The sequence below is a fragment of the Paenibacillus sp. FSL H7-0942 genome (genome assembly GCF_045040715.1).
GTDB lineage: Bacteria > Bacillota > Bacilli > Paenibacillales > Paenibacillaceae > Paenibacillus > Paenibacillus amylolyticus.
Window position 1 is genome coordinate 66,248 of record NZ_CP150279.1, and the last position, 16,803, is coordinate 83,050.

Consider the following 16,803-nt stretch of genomic DNA (forward strand, 5'->3'; position numbering starts at 1 on the left):
TGGCTATGATAGCAGGTGAAATCAAGAGAGCCCTCGGGGCTCTCTTTTTTTATCCATTATTTTAAAAGAGGATAGATAAAGATAAACGGGAGTTAGATGGCGAACCAGTTAGCAAACAGGTGGTTACAGCGCTGTCCCGGGCCTTTTTCATTTATTGACAGAGTCGTGAACGTTGTGTAAATTAGTTGTTAAACCGCTTGTGATTCGTTTCTCAAGCGAAGATAACGACTTAGGTTAGCCCACGAAACAGCGCATGACGCTGTCCCGATAAAGGAGAGGATCACAGGTGGAAGCTCTGGCTTTAGAGCGCAAGGCTGAGATGAACCGCGAGCTGCGTGAGCGGCTTATGGTGTTGAAGAAGGAACGTAATGCCATTATTCTTGCCCATTATTATCAACGTGACGAAGTACAGGAGGTTGCCGACTTCCGTGGAGATTCGTTTCTGTTAGCCCAGAAGGCAGCACAGACAGATGCGGATGTGATCGTTTTCTGTGGTGTTCATTTTATGGGTGAAAGCGCTAAAATTCTTGCGCCAAATAAAACAGTTATTATCCCGGACGAACGTGCGGGCTGCCCAATGGCAGATATGGTGAATGTGGATGGACTACGCAAATTGAAAGCACAACATCCTAATGCCAAGGTGGTTACGTATATCAATTCCTCGGCTGAGATCAAAGCAGAGACTGACATCTGTTGTACATCAGCGAACGCAGTCCGGGTTATTCAATCGGTGGATTCCGACGAAATTATCTGGGTACCGGATAAAAACCTGGGACATTATGTGCAGCAGCATACAGACAAGAAAATGATTATCTGGGAAGGCTACTGCAACACTCACGATATGCTTACAGTCAAAGATGTGGTGGAGATGAGAGCCAAGCATCCCAATGCGGAGTTTGTTGTCCATCCAGAGTGTCGCCCTGAGGTTGTAGAAATGGGTGATTTTGTAGGCAGCACAACAGCTATTCTGGAGTATTGCAAAAATTCATCAGCGAAGGAATTTATCGTAGGTACCGAAGATGGTACAGGATATCAGCTTCGTCTGGATAGTCCGGATAAACAGTTCCACTTTGCTACCAAGTTCCTCGTATGTCCCAACATGAAGGTGAACAACTTGAAGAAACTGGTGAAATGCCTGGAAACGATGAAGCCGCAAATCTACGTGCCACCGGCCGTTGCCGACAAAGCCAGAGAATCGCTAGAGCGCATGTTGTTGGTAAAGTAGGATGCGCTACTCTTGCTCCAAGACAGGTGAATAACATGATACCGCAATATTTAGTTGATTTCGATCTGTCTGCGCTACCCATGGTAGAGACGGATGTACTGGTTATAGGCTCAGGGATTGCTGGTTTGTTTACTGCCATTAAGGCAAGCGAACAACAACGTGTATTAATGATCACAAAGAAGTCATTACTTGAAAGTAACACCAGATATGCGCAGGGAGGCATCGCTGCGGTTATTGCTGAGGATGATTCGCCTGCTTACCACTTGCAGGACACACTTGTAGCAGGAGCGGGCTTATGCCGCTCCGAAGCGGTAGAGGTATTGGTGAATGAGGGTCCCGACGGAGTGAAGGAACTGATTCGTTTGGGTACTTTATTTGATCTGGAGAACGGCGAGTTGGCGTTGACGCAGGAAGGTGCGCATAGCCACCGCCGTATTTTGCATGCCAACGGAGATGCAACGGGATATGAGATTGTACGTGCGCTTGCTGTTGAAGTGAATGAACATCCTGGGATTGAAGTATGGGATGAGCATTTTGTTGTTGACCTGATTACGGATCGAGATCGAGGGGAATGCATTGGCGCTCTGGTTCAGAAGGATGACGGATCGCAAGTGTTCGTGAAGGCACAGGCAACCGTTCTTTGTTCTGGTGGGGCAGGACAACTGTACCGATACACGACGAATCCGGATGTAGCTACTGCCGATGGTGTAGCCATGGCTTATCGGGCTGGGGCTATTGTTCGTGACATGGAATTTATCCAATTCCACCCCACCTCTCTATGTTACCCTGGGGCCCCGCGTTTCCTTGTGTCAGAAGCCGTACGCGGCGAAGGAGCATATTTGCGCAATGTGAAGGGTGAGCGCTTCATGGATCGTTATCATGCCCAGCTTGAACTTGCCCCACGCGATATCGTGGCACGAGCGATTGTTAGTGAGATGGAGTCCACCAACAGTACCTTTGTGTACTTGGACATTACACATGAACAGCCAGAGATGATCAAGCATCGGTTCCCTACCATATATGAGACTTGTATGCGTTATGGATTAGACATGACAACGGACTGGATTCCCGTTGCACCTGCTGCCCATTACATGATGGGTGGAGTGAAAACGGATTTAAGTGGAGAGAGCAACATCTCCCGATTATTTGCTTGTGGCGAGGTGTCTTCTACAGGAGTGCATGGAGCCAACCGCCTGGCAAGCAATTCTTTATCAGAAGCGATTGTATTTGGGCGGAGAATTGTTGATCGTATTCAATCTCTCCCTCCGCTTGGTTTATTACAAGCAAGAGGGGCTACGCCTTCATCTGTGGACATGAATAACATGAATAGCAAGATCATGAAAGAGCAAAAACCTATATCTGAAAGACGTTTACGACTACAGAAAATGATGGTTCGTCAGGTAGGTTTGCGCCGGAATGGTGAGGACCTGCAGAAGGCCATGGACAAGCTGCAACAGGAATTGCAATTTTTTGATCAGACACTCACGCATAAGGAAGAGCTGGAGTATGCCAACCTTCTGACCTGTGCCTGGTTAGTTACTAGCGGTGCATTACATCGCGAGGAGAGTCGGGGGGCTCACTATCGTGAGGATTTCCCGGCACGTGATGATATCGTGTGGCAGAAGCATAGTCTGCAGCAGCGAGAACAAGCGATTGTGGAGGAATTGATGTCATGATACTGAATGGATATAATGAAGGGCTTATCGAATCAATCAAAAACTGGCTTCGTGAAGATGTTGGTGCAGGTGACGTTACAACAAGTGTGACGATTCCAGCAGGCAACCAATCCAAGGCCATTATACACGCCAAAGACAATGGTGTTATTGCAGGCATGACCGTAGCTAAACTTGTATTTCAAGTCGTTGATCCTGATCTTGTATTTACACCGAAGGTAACAGACGGAGACCAGGTCACCCATGGCACGATTTTGGCCGAGGTAGAGGGAAGTACACATTCACTGCTTACGGGGGAACGACTGGCACTTAACTTGCTGCAACGTATGTCCGGAATAGCTACGCGTACGCGTGCCTACGTGGATGTGTTGGATGGTCTTGAGACCAGGCTCGTGGATACACGTAAGACAACGCCGGGCCACCGATTACTTGAGAAATATGCGGTGCGCGTGGGTGGCGGAGCGAATCATCGATTTGGACTGTACGATGCCGTTATGATTAAGGATAACCACATCAAGGGTGCAGGCGGAATCACCGAGGCGGTACAGCGTGCGCGAACCGTTATCCCACATACGATGACGATTGAAGTGGAGACTGAAAATCTGGAGCAGGTGAGAGAAGCCTTGCAAGCCGGGGCAGATATCATTATGCTGGATAACATGCATCCAGAGCGGATGCGTGAAGCGGTTGAACTTATTCGTGAACAGGCTCCTCATGTGAAGGTTGAAGCATCCGGTAACGTGTCTCTTCAGACCATTCGTGGCATTGCAGAGAGTGGTGTGGATGTAATTTCGGTTGGCAGGTTAACCTATTCCTTTGAGAGCCTGGATATTAGTCTGGATTTAAATGAAAAGAAAGAGGGGTGAACCTCTTTGATTCTAGTTGTAGACGTGGGGAACAGCAATATGGTGCTCGGCGTATATCAAGGCCGGGAATTGCTGCACCACTTTCGTCTGAGTACATCACGTCAGTCAACAGTGGATGAATACGGCGTATTGATTTATAATTTATTTCATATGTCCGGCATCAGGGCAAGTGACATCGAAGGTGTCATCATCTCATCTGTGGTTCCGCCACTGGTGAATGTAATCGAAGCGATGTGTGAGAAGTATGTAGGCAAAAAAGCTTTGCTCGTTGGGCCTGGTATCAAAACTGGCTTGAATCTGCGATACGAGAACCCTCGTGAAGTGGGTGCAGATCGTATTGTTAATGCAGTGGCAGCCGTTGAGAAGTATGGCGGCCCTCTCGTCGTGGTCGATTTCGGTACTGCAACGACCTTTGACTGTATTGACGAGAAAGGTCACTACCTGGGGGGAGCTATTGTACCTGGCATTCAGATTGCCACTGAAGCGCTCTATGAGCGGGCATCCAAGTTGCCTCGTATAGAGCTGGAGAAACCTAAAAAGGTCATTGGCCGTAATACTATTCATGCCATGCAAGCGGGTATTATATTTGGCTATGCAGGGCAGGTAGATGGTATTGTAGAACGTATTCGCGAGGAGATGGGGGCGAAGCCCCGAGTTATCGCGACGGGTGGTCTCGCTACACTTATCGCAGAAGAAACCCGTAGTATAGAGGAAGTTGATCCGCTGCTTACGCTTGAAGGGCTGCGTATTATATATGAGCGGAACCGGGAAAGGTGAGCATAGTGACGGCATACAGCGGGCTGAGATTACAGCTTAAGTGTTGTGCCGTTTTTTCTGTGTTACGACTATTATGGCGATACGCCAAAGGAGGCTGAATGACTTGGAAAACAACAACAAGCATGACCGGTTAATTCGTGGTACAGCAATGAATGGAAAGGTAAGAGCCTTTGCTATCCAGACTACGGAACTGGTTGAGGAACTACGCAGAAGACACGATACGTTTCCCACGGCTACAGCTGCCATGGGGCGTACGGTTACAACAGCAGCCATTATGGGTGCAATGCTCAAAGGTGAAGAGAAGTTAACGGTACAAGTCAATGGTGATGGGCCCATTGGACAGATTGTAGCTGATGCCAATGCGAAAGGCGAAGTACGAGGATATGTTTCTAATCCGCATGTACATTTGCCAAGCAATAGTGTGGGGAAACTGGACGTTGCAGGCGCAGTTGGAACGGAAGGTTTCATCAACATAACGAAGGATTTGGGACTGAAAGAACCATATCGTGGCAGTGTGCCTATTATTTCAGGAGAACTGGGCGAAGACTTCACGTACTACTTTGCGCAATCGGAGCAAACTCCTTCTGCTGTAGGCGTTGGTGTGCTCGTTGATACGGATAATTCCGTTATTGTCTCAGGTGGATTCATTATGCAGCTGTTGCCGGGATTGACAGATCCAGAGATCACGGCGATCGAAAACGCCATTAGTACGTTGCCGCCAGTGACGACGTTGCTGGAGCAGGGACTTGAATTGGAAGAGTTGCTTCGCCGATTGTTGCCAGATGTACAAGTGATGGAAGGATTGGATATTCATTTTAGCTGTGAGTGTTCACGTGAGCGGGTAGAGAAGACACTAATCAGCCTGGGCCAAACGGAGATGGAGCAATTAATTGAAGAAGAGGGCCAGGCTGAAGTGGTCTGCCAATTCTGTAATGAAGCCTATGACTTTAACAAAGAACAACTTGAGACCATCCTAGAGCAAGCCAAGAACTGATCTATGCGGGGACGGGATGCGGAATGACAAGACAGGAAAAAGGGTTGTGGACGGCTGTAATTGTCTTGACGCTAGGTATGCTGGTCATGGGTAGTGTGATGGCTATGCATGGTCTCAGACAGGGCAAAGACGAGGCAGATGCATCCCATGATGCTAATACGGAAGAAGGAAGCACCGTAGCGACGATCAACGGAGAAGTTATCACGGACAAAGAGTGGACTGATGCGCTGAAAAGACGCTATGGCAGCGAGTTATTACTCCAGATGTTAAACCGTAAAGCAGTATTTGCCGAAGCAATTGAACGCAAGCTGATCGTCACTCCCCAAGAGATTGCAAGAGAACTTGCCGCCGCGATGGATGGGTACGATTCAGAGAAATCATATTTTGACGAAATGAAGTCTCAATTGGGCCTGTCGAAACAGGAACTTGAGTTGGAAGCCGGCTACAGGCTGCTGCTTGAGAAAATCGCAACGATCGGCATACAGATCAAGGATGCAGATATTGAGCATTACTGGACTGAACACCGTGAGGATTACGTTTCCCCCGAGAAATATGACTTGTCCATCATCGTAGTGAAGGAAGAAGATGAAGCCGATTCCTTACTGGATGCGTTGGAGAAGGGGGAGGACTTTGAAGAAGCTGCTCGCAAGCAATCGACAGACAGCTTCTCTCGTGATGCTGGTGGCAGGCTGGGATGGATTGAGCGGAATGATCCATTCCAGTCAGAAGAAATCCTTCAACTTGCTGCCGGGCTGGATGTAGGCGATATTGCCGGACCGGTTCGAGTGGAAGAAGGTTATGTTATTATCAGACTTAATGATAAAGAAGAACGCCAGGTGCAATCGGCCGAAGAGGTCCATGAGGAGATTCGAATGCAACTGGCTCTGAGTAAGGCTGATCCGTTGCCGCAGGTAGAGCAAATGCTGCGTAACAAGTATGAAGCCGTAATCCTGTCCGAGATTCCTGCCTCCTGAATTCAATGGAGAAGATTGTATAGTACTGCTGCATCTTGATAAAAATACTCTGTCTGCGGTCTTAGGGCCAAAGGCAGAGTATTTTTTTTGAGTACTCATATTGACAATAAGGGTTAACGTTGATAAGATGAAAATAATAAATACCTACTCGTTTACTCGGATATAAAAGATTTATTTATGAACAAAGAAACTTTCGGAAACCTCCGCCCTGCTAGAAATCTTGGCAGTAAGGGATAGGATCAACAGGATTTCCGCAGTTCTTCTATAACAGCTAGAGGCTATCGGCCGCACAGTATAGGTTAACAGGACTCAAGTTTTATTCATCCACTAAGGAGGGCATTCATATGGCTAAAGTAGTTAATAACGTAACAGAACTCATCGGAGGTACTCCGCTTGTTCGTCTGAACCGTATCGTACCTGAAGGCAGTGCTGAAGTATTCGTGAAGCTGGAGTACCAGAATCCAGGTTCAAGCGTGAAAGACCGTATCGCAATTAGCATTGTGGAAGAAGCGGAAAAAGAAGGCAAGCTAAAACCAGGTGATACCATTATTGAAGCAACAAGTGGTAACACAGGAATTGGACTCGCGATGGTGGCTGCAGCCAAAGGCTACAAGTCCGTTATTGTAATGCCTGAGACGATGAGCTTGGAGCGTCGTAACTTGCTTCGTGCGTATGGTGCTGAGCTTGTGCTTACACCTGGAGCTGAAGGTATGAATGGTGCTGTTAAAAAAGCCGAAGAACTGCTGAAAGAAAACCCTTCCTATTTCATGGCTGAGCAATTTAAAAATAAAGCCAACGTGAAGATCCACCGTGAAACGACTGGCCCTGAGATTGTTGAAGCAATTCAATCTGTAGGCGGTACGTTGGATGCTTTCGTTGCAGGAATCGGTACAGGTGGAACAATTACAGGTACAGGCGAAGTGCTGAAAGAAGCTTTTGCTGGTATTAAAATTGTTGCGGTTGAGCCAGCAGCTTCGCCAATTCTGGCGGGCGGCAAACCAGGACCACATAAGATCCAGGGGATTGGTGCCAACTTTATCCCTGAGATTCTGGATCAGGAAATCTATGATGAGATCATTCACATTGAGAATGATGATGCATTCGAGACGGCTCGTCAGGTAGCGAAGGAAGAGGGCATTCTGTCTGGTATTTCTTCCGGTGCGGCGATCCGTGCAGGTCTTCAGGTTGCGAAACAGTTGGGTGAAGGCAAGCGCGTGGTCGTAATCGTGCCAAGTAACGGCGAACGTTACCTCAGCACACCTCTTTACAACTTCGAAGGCTAAGTCTACAAATGACAAAACCAATCCTCCTTGCCCGTATGACGGGTATGGAGGATTTTTGGCGTAATGCTTTTAAAAGGGGCGGCGCTTTAGTATACTATCAGACAATAGAACTAGCGACAGATGGAGGGCGGCACACCGCAATGACACACCTGATGACAACATACGCCGACTGGATGGAGTGGGCTGAACAAGGCTGGACCATGATGCCCTATATCACGAAGTCGGATGAGGGACCGTATCATGGCGGTTTACCGTTATCGTGGGAGGCAGCCTGGCAGCAGGCGTCACCCTACGCAATTGTGCTGGAGAATGGCAAAGGCGGGAGATATACATTTCTGGGGTTAGACCCCGTATCCGTTATTTCCGGCAAGGGTCAAGAAGCGGTTATTCATGATGTGACGCAAGGAGCCACCTCGACGGACAGCGGCAAGCCGCTTGATGTATTGAAGAGATGGACTGCCCCGTATAGTGCACCCAAGGTTAATGGGGCTCCAGACTTTGGGGGTGGATACGCAGGTTATCTCAGCTACGATGTAGCAAGATCATTGGAGAAGCTCCCAGATTTGGCTGAGGATAACCCGGCTCTGCCGGATTATTGGTGGATGCGCTTTGAAGAAATATGGGCGTATGACCATGAGCAGCAGGCACTTTTCTGCATGGTTCATCTGGCTATAGAGCCTAACCGGAACGAAACGGATATCCGTAGTCTATATTCAGCGGCAGAAGCACGAGCGACAGCGATGCAGAAACGTTGGCTTCATATTATGGGGGCTGCACAGGCTGAGGAACAACAACAGGCACTGGAACGCCGCAACAAGCAGGTCAATCGTACCCCGCAGCCTGAAGATGCGGAAAGGGAATCGGAAGGATGGGAAACCTCCTTTCCCCAGGAGGACTTTGAACAAGCTGTGCGTACGGTACAGGAATATATCAGGCAGGGCGATGTGTTCCAGGTGAACCTGTCCTTGAGACAGGAAAAGCGGCTTCATTCGAGCGCTGAGCATATTTATGAATGGCTGCGCCTTGTGAATCCATCACCGTATATGGGAATGCTGCGTAGTCCAGACTTTCAACTGGTAAGCGGATCTCCCGAGCTTCTGGTCAAAGTGGAGAATGGCAAAGTCAGTGCACGTCCCATCGCAGGGACCCGAAGAAGGGGCCGGGATGAAGCAGAGGACAAAGCTATGGCGGATGAACTGCTCAGCAGTGAGAAGGAACGGGCGGAGCATATTATGCTCGTTGATCTGGAACGTAATGATATCGGACGGATTGCAGCCTACGGTTCGGTTCATGTGCCTGAACTGATGACCATCGAGAAGTATTCCCATGTCATGCATCTCGTTTCCCAGGTGGAAGGCAGGCTGGCAGAAGGGTTATCCGTATTTGATGTGATCGCTGCGACATTCCCGGGTGGAACGATTACAGGAGCCCCGAAAGTCCGCACCATGGAGATTATCGAGGAACTTGAGCCTGTGCGTCGTGGGCCTTATACGGGTTCCATCGGGTGGATGGATTACAGTGGGAATATGGAATTGAACATCGTCATTCGTACACTTGCCATTAAGGACGGTATTGGTTATGTACAGGCCGGGGCAGGGATTGTTATTGATTCCGATCCATATCGGGAATACAAGGAATGCCGCAACAAGGCAAGAGCCATGATGAGAGCTGTGAATTACAGCGAAGAGGCGGAAGCAAGCAGAGCTATTGAACAAGAACAAGCGAAAAGAACAGAAGCTGTTAACTAAACTAAACTAAAATAAAATAAAATAAAACGAAGCAACCGTCACTTGCATTGACGGAAGATGAGGAGGAGCAGGCATATGATACTGGTTATCGATAATTACGATTCTTTCACGTATAACCTGGTTCAATATCTGGGTGAACTGGGCGAGACGGTGGAAGTTCGCCGCAACGACGAGATTGATCTGGCAGGCATAGAGGCACTGGCACCTGATCATATTCTGATCTCTCCGGGCCCGTGTACACCGAATGAAGCGGGCATTAGTCTGGCAGTCATCGATCATTTCAAGGGAAGCATTCCGATCTTTGGTGTGTGCCTGGGGCATCAGTCCATTGGACAAGCGTTTGGTGGCAATGTCATTCGTGCGGAGCGCATGATGCACGGCAAAACATCCGAGATGCACCACAATGGGACATCGGTCTTTGCCGGATTGCCATCTCCATTCACAGCTACCCGTTACCACTCCCTGATTGTCGAGCGCAGCAGCTTGCCTGACTGCCTGGAGATTACAGCGGAGACAGCTGAAGGTGAGATTATGGGTTTGCGCCACAAAGAATATGCGATTGAAGGGGTTCAATTCCACCCGGAATCCATTATTACAGACCATGGTCATCAGATGCTTCGTAACTTTTTGTCCCAACAAGTGAAGGTTTAACATGCAATATGCCGCGATAAACGGAGAGTTGGTCAATATGGCGGCGGCCGTGGTTCCTGTAACGGATCACGGCTTTTTGTACGGACTTGGACTGTTTGAGACGTTCCGGACGTATCAAGGTGTCCCATATTTTTTGGAACGGCATCTGGAGCGCATGGCTTCGGGGTGTAAGGAACTTGGCATTCCTTTTACAACGACCGCGGCAGAGGTGACAGATTGGCTTCAACGTTTGATGGATGCGAACGAACTTCGGGATGCGTATGTGCGATACACGGTATCAGCCGGTGAAGCACCGCTAGGCTTACCTTCTGGTGATTATTCGAAGCCAAATCATATTTTACTGGCAAAAGCATTACCTGAACCTTCTCCTTCTTTATATGAGAGTGGAAAAATGATTCAACGGTTGTCTACACCTCGCAACACGCCCGAAGGAGAAGTTCGGTTCAAGTCGCTGCATTACATGAACAGTATTCTGGCGAAACGGGAGCTTAATGGATACGGGCAGCATGTGCAGGGTGCAGAAGGGCTACAATTAACCCGGGATGGTCATATAGCGGAAGGGATCGTCAGCAATGTGTTTTGGGTACGGGAAAATGTTCTCTACACGCCAGCACTCTCAACCGGCATTCTGCCGGGTATCACGAGAGCTGTGGTAATGGAGATTGCCTCGCAGCAAGGAATCCCCTGCATAGAAACGTTAGCTTCCTGGGAGGATCTCCTGCAAGCAGATGAAATATTTCTAACCGGCTCGGTGGCCGAACTGGTTCCGGTGACAACTCTGCGGGATCAGGACGGAGCCGAAACGATAATTAGCAACGGACATATTGGCCCGGTTACAGCAGTCCTTCTGGGTATGTACCGGCAGAAAGCGGGGTATACTTCATGACACTTACACCTGTCATCTATGAACGGAACTATACATGGGGGCCAGCTGAGTTGAAGCTGGGTACAAGAACACAGATTATGGGCATTCTTAACGTCACGCCTGACTCATTCTCGGATGGTGGACGTTATACCAAAGTGGAGCGGGCGGTTGCTCATGCCAAGCAGATGATGGAGGACGGGGCAGACCTGATTGATATCGGCGGGGAGTCCACCCGGCCAGGTTCAGATGTCGTGGGCGCCGATGAAGAGCTTAGCCGGATTATTCCGGTTATTGAAGCATTGCATCAGCAAGCCCCGCACATTCCGATATCGGTAGACACGTATAAGGCCGATGTTGCACGTCAGGCTATTCTGGCCGGTGCTCATATTATTAATGATGTGTGGGGTGCCAAGACAGATCCAGATATGGCCCGCACGGCAGCAGAGCTGGGGTGTCCCATCATTTTGATGCATAATCGGCAGGATCGGAATTACACCGATTATCTGAGTGATGTCGTGAGCGATTTGCAGGAGAGCATACAGATTGCGTTAACAGCGGGCGTGAAAGCAGAGCAAATTATCCTGGACCCGGGCATTGGTTTTGTGAAGGATCTCGGAGAAAATCTGAAGCTCATGTCATCGCTCGGTTTGCTCAATGAAATGGGGTATCCCGTTCTGCTAGCCACCTCACGCAAAAGATTCATCCAGAACACCCTGAATGTTGGGGCGGATGATGCATTGGAAGGAACCGCTGCGACCGTTGCATTTGGCATTGCCCAAGGCTGCCAGATGGTTCGGGTTCATGATGTGAAGCCGATTCGGCGGACGGCAGACATGTGTGATGCCATGTTGTATGCTTCTCCGGGTATACGGAGGAGATAGTGCTGGCGGGTCCCTGGTGACCCGTCCAGTGGAAGCGCAGCGTTTTTCAAAGGCGAAGCTAAGGCATGACTTCAAATAGATTAAAATTTCAATATATATAGAGGGCAGGCGGATCGTATGGATAGAATGGTATTGCATCGTATGGAGTATTACGGATATCATGGTGTTTTTGCAGAAGAACGGAAGCTTGGGCAGCGGTACTATATTGATCTGGAGATTGATATGGACCTGGGTGAGGCCGGACGTAACGATGATCTGACCAAAACGATTAATTATGCGGAGATCCATGAGCTGGTAAAACAGATTGTAGAGAATAAGTCATTCCAGTTAATTGAAGCTTTGGGCGAACATATTGCATCTTCTTTACTAGACACTTATACTATTATCAATGCATTGACAGTCAAGGTGACGAAGCCACATCCGCCATTCGATATTCATTTTGAGGGCGTAACGGTAGAGCTTCGCCGCACAAGAAAGTGAGAACCGATCATGATTGCACATTCGACCTCTGAATCTTCAGAGGCTTATATTGCTTTAGGGGCCAATTTGGGTGACCGGGAACAGACGCTGTTTGAAGCATTGTCTTTGCTGGATGAACACCCTCATATATCCGTTCTGCGTTGTTCTGCACTATATGAGACGGAACCTGTAGGATATGTAGATCAGCCTGCATTTCTGAATATGGCAGTCGCCGTACAGGTGATGCTGACACCAGAGCAGTTGCTCACGGAATTACTGGATATCGAGAACCGTCTCGGTCGTGTTCGTGATATTCGCTGGGGACCGCGCACCGTTGATCTGGATCTGCTCTGGATGCACGGTGAGACGCGAGATACCGAATTGCTTCAATTGCCTCATCCCCGCATGGGAGAACGGGCTTTTGTACTGGTACCACTGTCGGATATCGTACCGGAGGGCGAGATTTCAGGTTTGTATACCTTTGTACACTCATCGTTGTCTGTACTGGATGGAAAGGATGGAATACAGCTTTGGAAAACATGCAATTGGCCAACCGAATCCGGGCATTCCGGAAGTTGAAAGGTTTAACACAACATGAACTTGCGGCCGAGACCGGCATCTCGCTGGCCATTCTGGGAACCATTGAACGGGGAAACCGTAAGGTATCACAGCAAGAACTCGATCGAATTGCTGGTGTGCTGGCAATCAGTATCGAGGAGCTGCGGGGAAACTAGGACCGTTTCGGTTTCGCCATGTTACAAGAACCAAGACACCGATCAAACTTTATATCGTGATATATACAGAATTAAAAAAGGAGTGGAACGACTACCGTGCTTAACATTGGTGGCATTGAAATGAAAAACCAGGTCGTACTTGCGCCGATGGCTGGCGTATGTAATCCGGCTTTTCGTTTGATCGCAAAAGAATTCGGAACAGGCCTCGTATGCGCGGAGATGGTGAGTGGCAAAGCCATTGTCCATGGCAACCAGCGTACACGTGAGATGTTGTTTGTAGATGAGCGTGAGAAACCGCTGAGCCTTCAGATTTTTGGGGGAGATCGTGATTCCCTTGTAGAAGCAGCCAAAATCGTGGACAAAGAAACCAATGCAGACATCATCGACATTAACATGGGATGCCCTGTGCCAAAGGTAACGAAATGTGATGCAGGTGCACGTTGGTTGCTTGATCCGAACAAAATCTATGAGATGGTATCCGCTGTTGTGGACGCGGTGGAGAAGCCGGTGACCGTCAAGATGCGTATCGGCTGGGATAACGAGCATATCTTCGCGGTGGAGAACGCGCTCGCGGTTGAACGTGCTGGTGGACAGGCGGTAAGTGTACACGGCCGTACGCGTGAGCAACTCTATACAGGCACAGCTGACTGGTCACATATCAAAGATGTAAAAGAAGCTGTCTCTATCCCAGTGATCGGCAATGGTGATGTCCATACACCAGAGGATGCACGCCGTATGCTGGATGAAACGGGTTGTGACGGAGTTATGATCGGTCGTGCTGCCCTGGGTAACCCATGGATGCTGTATCGTACCATTCAATACTTAAGCACGGGGGAATTGCTTCCTGACCCGAATGGCGAAGAGAAGATCCGTGTTGCCATCCTGCATATGGATCGCCTGATCGCATTGAAGAATGAGACAGTTGCCGTACGCGAGATGCGCAAACATCTGGCTTGGTATTTGAAAGGCCTGAAAGGATCTGCCCGCATCAAGGATGTTATTATGGAAGGAACCAAGCGGGACGAGATGGTACAGATTCTGGAGAACTTTGTGAGTCAGCTGAAAAGCGAAGGTAATTTGGAGTCAGAACCGGTAATCGCCGGAAATGCATCTTAATTATAAACGCATCTGTAAAACGTTTACACCTATAGGGGACGTAACATTGACTTTTCGAGATCGTTCCCCTATAATTTCTCAGTATAAATTCGCCATGTGCGTTAATAAGGATATAGCATCAGGAGGAATATTCTATTCCTCTGGAGAACTTCATATAGTTTTGAAGATGTATGCGAGCGGAGCTCTGTAACAAGCACTGATTCCGTTGCCGTACAATCAAATTTATTCCCATGACAGGAGAATCGGTTGAGATGAGCGACAAGGAAGTTATCCTTACACCAGAAGGACTCAAGAAGCTGGAAGAAGAATTGGAAACATTGAAATCAGTGAAGCGCCGCGAAGTGGCTGAACGGATTAAGGTAGCCATCGGGTATGGAGATATCAGTGAAAACTCTGAATACGAAGACGCGAAGAATGAGCAAGCTTTCATCGAAGGACGTGTAATCACGTTGGAGAAATTGCTTCGTAACGCGCGGATTATTAACAGCGACGAGATCGATACCGATGCTGTAAGCGTGGGTGCAACCGTCACTGTAGAAGATCTGGAGTTTGGCGACATCACGGAATATACGATTGTAGGTACTGCGGAGGCAGACCCGCTTCAGAACAAGATATCGAACGAGAGCCCTGTAGGTAAAGCGATTCTCGGCAAGAAAAAAGGTACAGTTGTTGATGTAAGTGTGCCTGCTGGTGTAATTCAATATAAAATTATGGACATTAAAAAGCTATAGCAACGAAGCAGTTGGGCGCGGTAAACAAAAGCTTCCTTAGGGAAGCTTTTTCAACATTAGAGGAAAAACGTCCTCTCGCGATGCCTGCAATGTAAATAAGGAGATGAATACAGATCATGACGGATGAAGTCTTGAATCAGGAAACCGAACTTAGCGAGCTTTTACAAATTCGCCGTGACAAATTGGACGAGCTCCGCAAATTGGGAATCGACCCTTTTGGCCAAAAATACGTACGTACCGAAGAAGCCGGCTCCATTCTGAAGAAGTATGAAGAACTGACCAAGGAAGAGCTGGAAGAGAAGCACATCGAAGTCAGTATTGCCGGACGGATTATGGCGAAGCGGGGAATGGGTAAAGCAAGCTTCGCACATATTCAGGACCTGAGCGGCAGAATCCAGATCTATGTTCGTCAGGATAGCGTGCCTGAAGACAAGTATGCGGCATTTAGCCTGCTGGACCTTGGCGATATCGTTGGGGTAACGGGTGTGATCTTTAAGACCAAAACAGGTGAAACTTCTGTCAAAGTGAAAGATATTGAAGTGCTGTCCAAATCGCTCTATCCGCTTCCGGATAAATTCCATGGTCTCACTGACGTAGAGCTGCGTTACCGCCAGCGTTATGTTGACCTGATTATGAGCCCGGACGTACAACAGACCTTTATCGCACGTTCCAAAATCATTCAATCGATGCGTCGTTACCTGGATTCCCTTGGATATCTGGAAGTGGAAACACCTACGCTGCATACCATCGCAGGAGGAGCGGCAGCACGTCCGTTCATCACACATCACAATGCGCTGGATATGGAACTGTACATGCGGATTGCGATTGAACTTCACCTGAAACGTCTGATTGTTGGCGGGCTGGAGAAGGTATATGAGATCGGCCGTGTATATCGGAATGAAGGTATGTCCACACGTCACAATCCGGAGTTCACCATGATTGAGTTGTATGAGGCATATGCCGACTACAAGGATATTATGCAATTGACGGAGAACCTGGTTGCTCATATTGCACAGGAAGTACTGGGTACGCAAGTGATCCAGTATGGAGATTATGAAGTAGATCTTACGCCACAGTGGCGCCGTGTTACGATGGTGGATGCAGTTAAGGAAGTTGTAGGCGTAGACTTCTCCGTACACATGACGGATGAGGAAGCACACAACTTGGCGAAGGAACATAAGGTTCCGGTTGAAAAACATATGACATTTGGTCATATTCTGAACGCGTTCTTTGAAGAATTTGTAGAAGAGACGTTGATTCAACCGACATTCATTATGGGACATCCTCTTGAGATCTCGCCACTAGCGAAGAAAAATGATGTAGATCCGCGCTTCACGGATCGCTTCGAATTGTTCATCGTTGGACGTGAGCATGCCAATGCCTTCACAGAGCTGAATGATCCAATCGATCAGCGTCAGCGCTTTGAAGCACAGATGCTGGAGAAAGAACATGGGAACGACGAAGCTCATGAGATGGATGACGACTTCATCCGTGCGCTCGAATATGGTATGCCACCAACAGGCGGATTGGGAATCGGGGTTGATCGTCTGATCATGCTGCTTACCAACTCCCCGTCGATTCGTGACGTACTGCTCTTCCCGCACATGCGTCCTCGTACGCAAGATTAAATAAGGAACGTAGGATACGTTCATAATAGAAGAGGAACCTGCCGTTCAGTATCATGCTGGGGCAAGTTCCTCTTTAGGTTTACATAGACGCTAAAAATAAAGTTTGTCAGAAGGCCCTTGCTCACAGCACAACATTAGGGTAACACCGCGTCTTGAAATTGTTAGATTAACCTGTTCGTATTTTTGTTAAAAGAGGTG

At 48.4% G+C, this 16,803-nt stretch carries 17 protein-coding genes; all 17 read left to right on the forward strand.

Annotated elements, in window-relative coordinates:
• The first annotated feature begins 286 nt into the window (after nucleotides 1-286).
• The 17 genes from nadA (at nucleotide 287) to lysS (ending at nucleotide 16,605) form a co-directional block, all read left to right on the forward strand.
• Nucleotides 287-1,225, forward strand: coding sequence for a quinolinate synthase NadA (nadA, locus tag MHI48_RS00310; RefSeq protein WP_036606114.1), 939 nt, complete (start codon nucleotides 287-289; stop codon nucleotides 1,223-1,225).
• A 35-nt stretch (nucleotides 1,226-1,260) separates the two neighbouring features.
• Nucleotides 1,261-2,901 carry an L-aspartate oxidase gene (gene nadB / locus MHI48_RS00315; protein ID WP_076329919.1) on the forward strand — a complete coding sequence of 547 codons (1,641 nt, stop codon included), beginning with the start codon at nucleotides 1,261-1,263 and terminating at the stop codon, nucleotides 2,899-2,901.
• A complete protein-coding gene (gene nadC, locus MHI48_RS00320; protein WP_076329920.1) occupies nucleotides 2,898-3,764 on the forward strand; it encodes a carboxylating nicotinate-nucleotide diphosphorylase in 867 nt (288 codons plus the stop codon). Before nadB ends, nadC begins: the two co-directional genes overlap by 4 nt.
• 6 nt (nucleotides 3,765-3,770) lie before the next feature.
• Complete coding sequence (locus MHI48_RS00325) at nucleotides 3,771-4,541, forward strand: type III pantothenate kinase (RefSeq protein ID WP_026081372.1); 771 nt, start codon at nucleotides 3,771-3,773, stop codon at nucleotides 4,539-4,541.
• Between the two features lie 73 nt (nucleotides 4,542-4,614).
• Nucleotides 4,615-5,535: an Hsp33 family molecular chaperone HslO gene (hslO, locus tag MHI48_RS00330; RefSeq protein ID WP_047844508.1), complete on the forward strand. Its 921-nt coding sequence runs from the start codon at nucleotides 4,615-4,617 to the stop codon at nucleotides 5,533-5,535.
• Between the two features lie 23 nt (nucleotides 5,536-5,558).
• The gene (locus MHI48_RS00335) at nucleotides 5,559-6,509 is read left to right on the forward strand and encodes a peptidyl-prolyl cis-trans isomerase (protein ID WP_076329921.1); all 951 of its coding nucleotides are present in this window, start codon (nucleotides 5,559-5,561) and stop codon (nucleotides 6,507-6,509) included.
• Nucleotides 6,510-6,853: 344 nt separating this feature from the next.
• A complete protein-coding gene (gene cysK, locus MHI48_RS00340; RefSeq protein ID WP_036668448.1) occupies nucleotides 6,854-7,792 on the forward strand; it encodes a cysteine synthase A in 939 nt (312 codons plus the stop codon).
• A 140-nt stretch (nucleotides 7,793-7,932) separates the two neighbouring features.
• The gene (locus MHI48_RS00345) at nucleotides 7,933-9,540 is read left to right on the forward strand and encodes an anthranilate synthase component I family protein (RefSeq protein WP_076329922.1); all 1,608 of its coding nucleotides are present in this window, start codon (nucleotides 7,933-7,935) and stop codon (nucleotides 9,538-9,540) included.
• Nucleotides 9,541-9,615: 75 nt separating this feature from the next.
• Nucleotides 9,616-10,191, forward strand: coding sequence for an aminodeoxychorismate/anthranilate synthase component II (gene pabA, locus MHI48_RS00350; RefSeq protein ID WP_036606106.1), 576 nt, complete (start codon nucleotides 9,616-9,618; stop codon nucleotides 10,189-10,191).
• A gap of 1 nt (nucleotide 10,192) precedes the next feature.
• Complete coding sequence (locus MHI48_RS00355; RefSeq protein WP_405142715.1) at nucleotides 10,193-11,077, forward strand: aminotransferase class IV; 885 nt, start codon at nucleotides 10,193-10,195, stop codon at nucleotides 11,075-11,077.
• On the forward strand, nucleotides 11,074-11,937 hold the full coding sequence (gene folP, locus MHI48_RS00360) for a dihydropteroate synthase (RefSeq protein WP_405142717.1): 864 nt from the start codon (nucleotides 11,074-11,076) through the stop codon (nucleotides 11,935-11,937). The genes MHI48_RS00355 and folP overlap by 4 nt, the downstream gene beginning before the upstream one ends.
• Before the next feature lie 117 nt (nucleotides 11,938-12,054).
• Nucleotides 12,055-12,417: a dihydroneopterin aldolase gene (gene folB, locus MHI48_RS00365; protein WP_036606103.1), complete on the forward strand. Its 363-nt coding sequence runs from the start codon at nucleotides 12,055-12,057 to the stop codon at nucleotides 12,415-12,417.
• Nucleotides 12,418-12,426: 9 nt separating this feature from the next.
• Nucleotides 12,427-12,975, forward strand: a complete 549-nt coding sequence (gene folK, locus MHI48_RS00370) for a 2-amino-4-hydroxy-6-hydroxymethyldihydropteridine diphosphokinase (RefSeq protein ID WP_127551172.1) — start codon at nucleotides 12,427-12,429, stop codon at nucleotides 12,973-12,975.
• Nucleotides 12,936-13,130 carry a helix-turn-helix domain-containing protein gene (locus MHI48_RS00375; RefSeq protein WP_036668438.1) on the forward strand — a complete coding sequence of 65 codons (195 nt, stop codon included), beginning with the start codon at nucleotides 12,936-12,938 and terminating at the stop codon, nucleotides 13,128-13,130. Before folK ends, MHI48_RS00375 begins: the two co-directional genes overlap by 40 nt.
• 96 nt (nucleotides 13,131-13,226) lie before the next feature.
• Nucleotides 13,227-14,246, forward strand: a complete 1,020-nt coding sequence (dusB, locus tag MHI48_RS00380; protein ID WP_036606100.1) for a tRNA dihydrouridine synthase DusB — start codon at nucleotides 13,227-13,229, stop codon at nucleotides 14,244-14,246.
• A gap of 251 nt (nucleotides 14,247-14,497) precedes the next feature.
• Nucleotides 14,498-14,977, forward strand: a complete 480-nt coding sequence (greA, locus tag MHI48_RS00385) for a transcription elongation factor GreA (protein WP_036606099.1) — start codon at nucleotides 14,498-14,500, stop codon at nucleotides 14,975-14,977.
• 116 nt (nucleotides 14,978-15,093) lie between these two features.
• Entirely contained in the window at nucleotides 15,094-16,605 is a 1,512-nt protein-coding gene (gene lysS, locus MHI48_RS00390; RefSeq protein WP_036606098.1) for a lysine--tRNA ligase, read from the forward strand.
• The last annotated feature ends 198 nt before the right edge of the window (nucleotides 16,606-16,803 follow it).

Excerpts from the sequence above, each read along its gene's own strand:
- hslO (WP_047844508.1), top strand. The coding sequence starts at position 4,615 with ATGGCGATACGCCAAAGGAGGCTGAATGACTTGGAAAACAACAACAAG.
- folK (WP_127551172.1), top strand. The coding sequence starts at position 12,427 with ATGATTGCACATTCGACCTCTGAATCTTCAGAGGCTTATATTGCTTTA.
- nadB (WP_076329919.1), top strand. The coding sequence starts at position 1,261 with ATGATACCGCAATATTTAGTTGATTTCGATCTGTCTGCGCTACCCATG.
- folB (WP_036606103.1), top strand. The coding sequence starts at position 12,055 with ATGGATAGAATGGTATTGCATCGTATGGAGTATTACGGATATCATGGT.
- MHI48_RS00355 (WP_405142715.1), top strand. The coding sequence starts at position 10,193 with ATGCAATATGCCGCGATAAACGGAGAGTTGGTCAATATGGCGGCGGCC.
- folP (WP_405142717.1), top strand. The coding sequence starts at position 11,074 with ATGACACTTACACCTGTCATCTATGAACGGAACTATACATGGGGGCCA.
- pabA (WP_036606106.1), top strand. The coding sequence starts at position 9,616 with ATGATACTGGTTATCGATAATTACGATTCTTTCACGTATAACCTGGTT.
- MHI48_RS00345 (WP_076329922.1), top strand. The coding sequence starts at position 7,933 with ATGACACACCTGATGACAACATACGCCGACTGGATGGAGTGGGCTGAA.
- greA (WP_036606099.1), top strand. The coding sequence starts at position 14,498 with ATGAGCGACAAGGAAGTTATCCTTACACCAGAAGGACTCAAGAAGCTG.
- MHI48_RS00375 (WP_036668438.1), top strand. The coding sequence starts at position 12,936 with ATGCAATTGGCCAACCGAATCCGGGCATTCCGGAAGTTGAAAGGTTTA.
- MHI48_RS00335 (WP_076329921.1), top strand. The coding sequence starts at position 5,559 with ATGACAAGACAGGAAAAAGGGTTGTGGACGGCTGTAATTGTCTTGACG.
- cysK (WP_036668448.1), top strand. The coding sequence starts at position 6,854 with ATGGCTAAAGTAGTTAATAACGTAACAGAACTCATCGGAGGTACTCCG.
- lysS (WP_036606098.1), top strand. The coding sequence starts at position 15,094 with ATGACGGATGAAGTCTTGAATCAGGAAACCGAACTTAGCGAGCTTTTA.
- nadC (WP_076329920.1), top strand. The coding sequence starts at position 2,898 with ATGATACTGAATGGATATAATGAAGGGCTTATCGAATCAATCAAAAAC.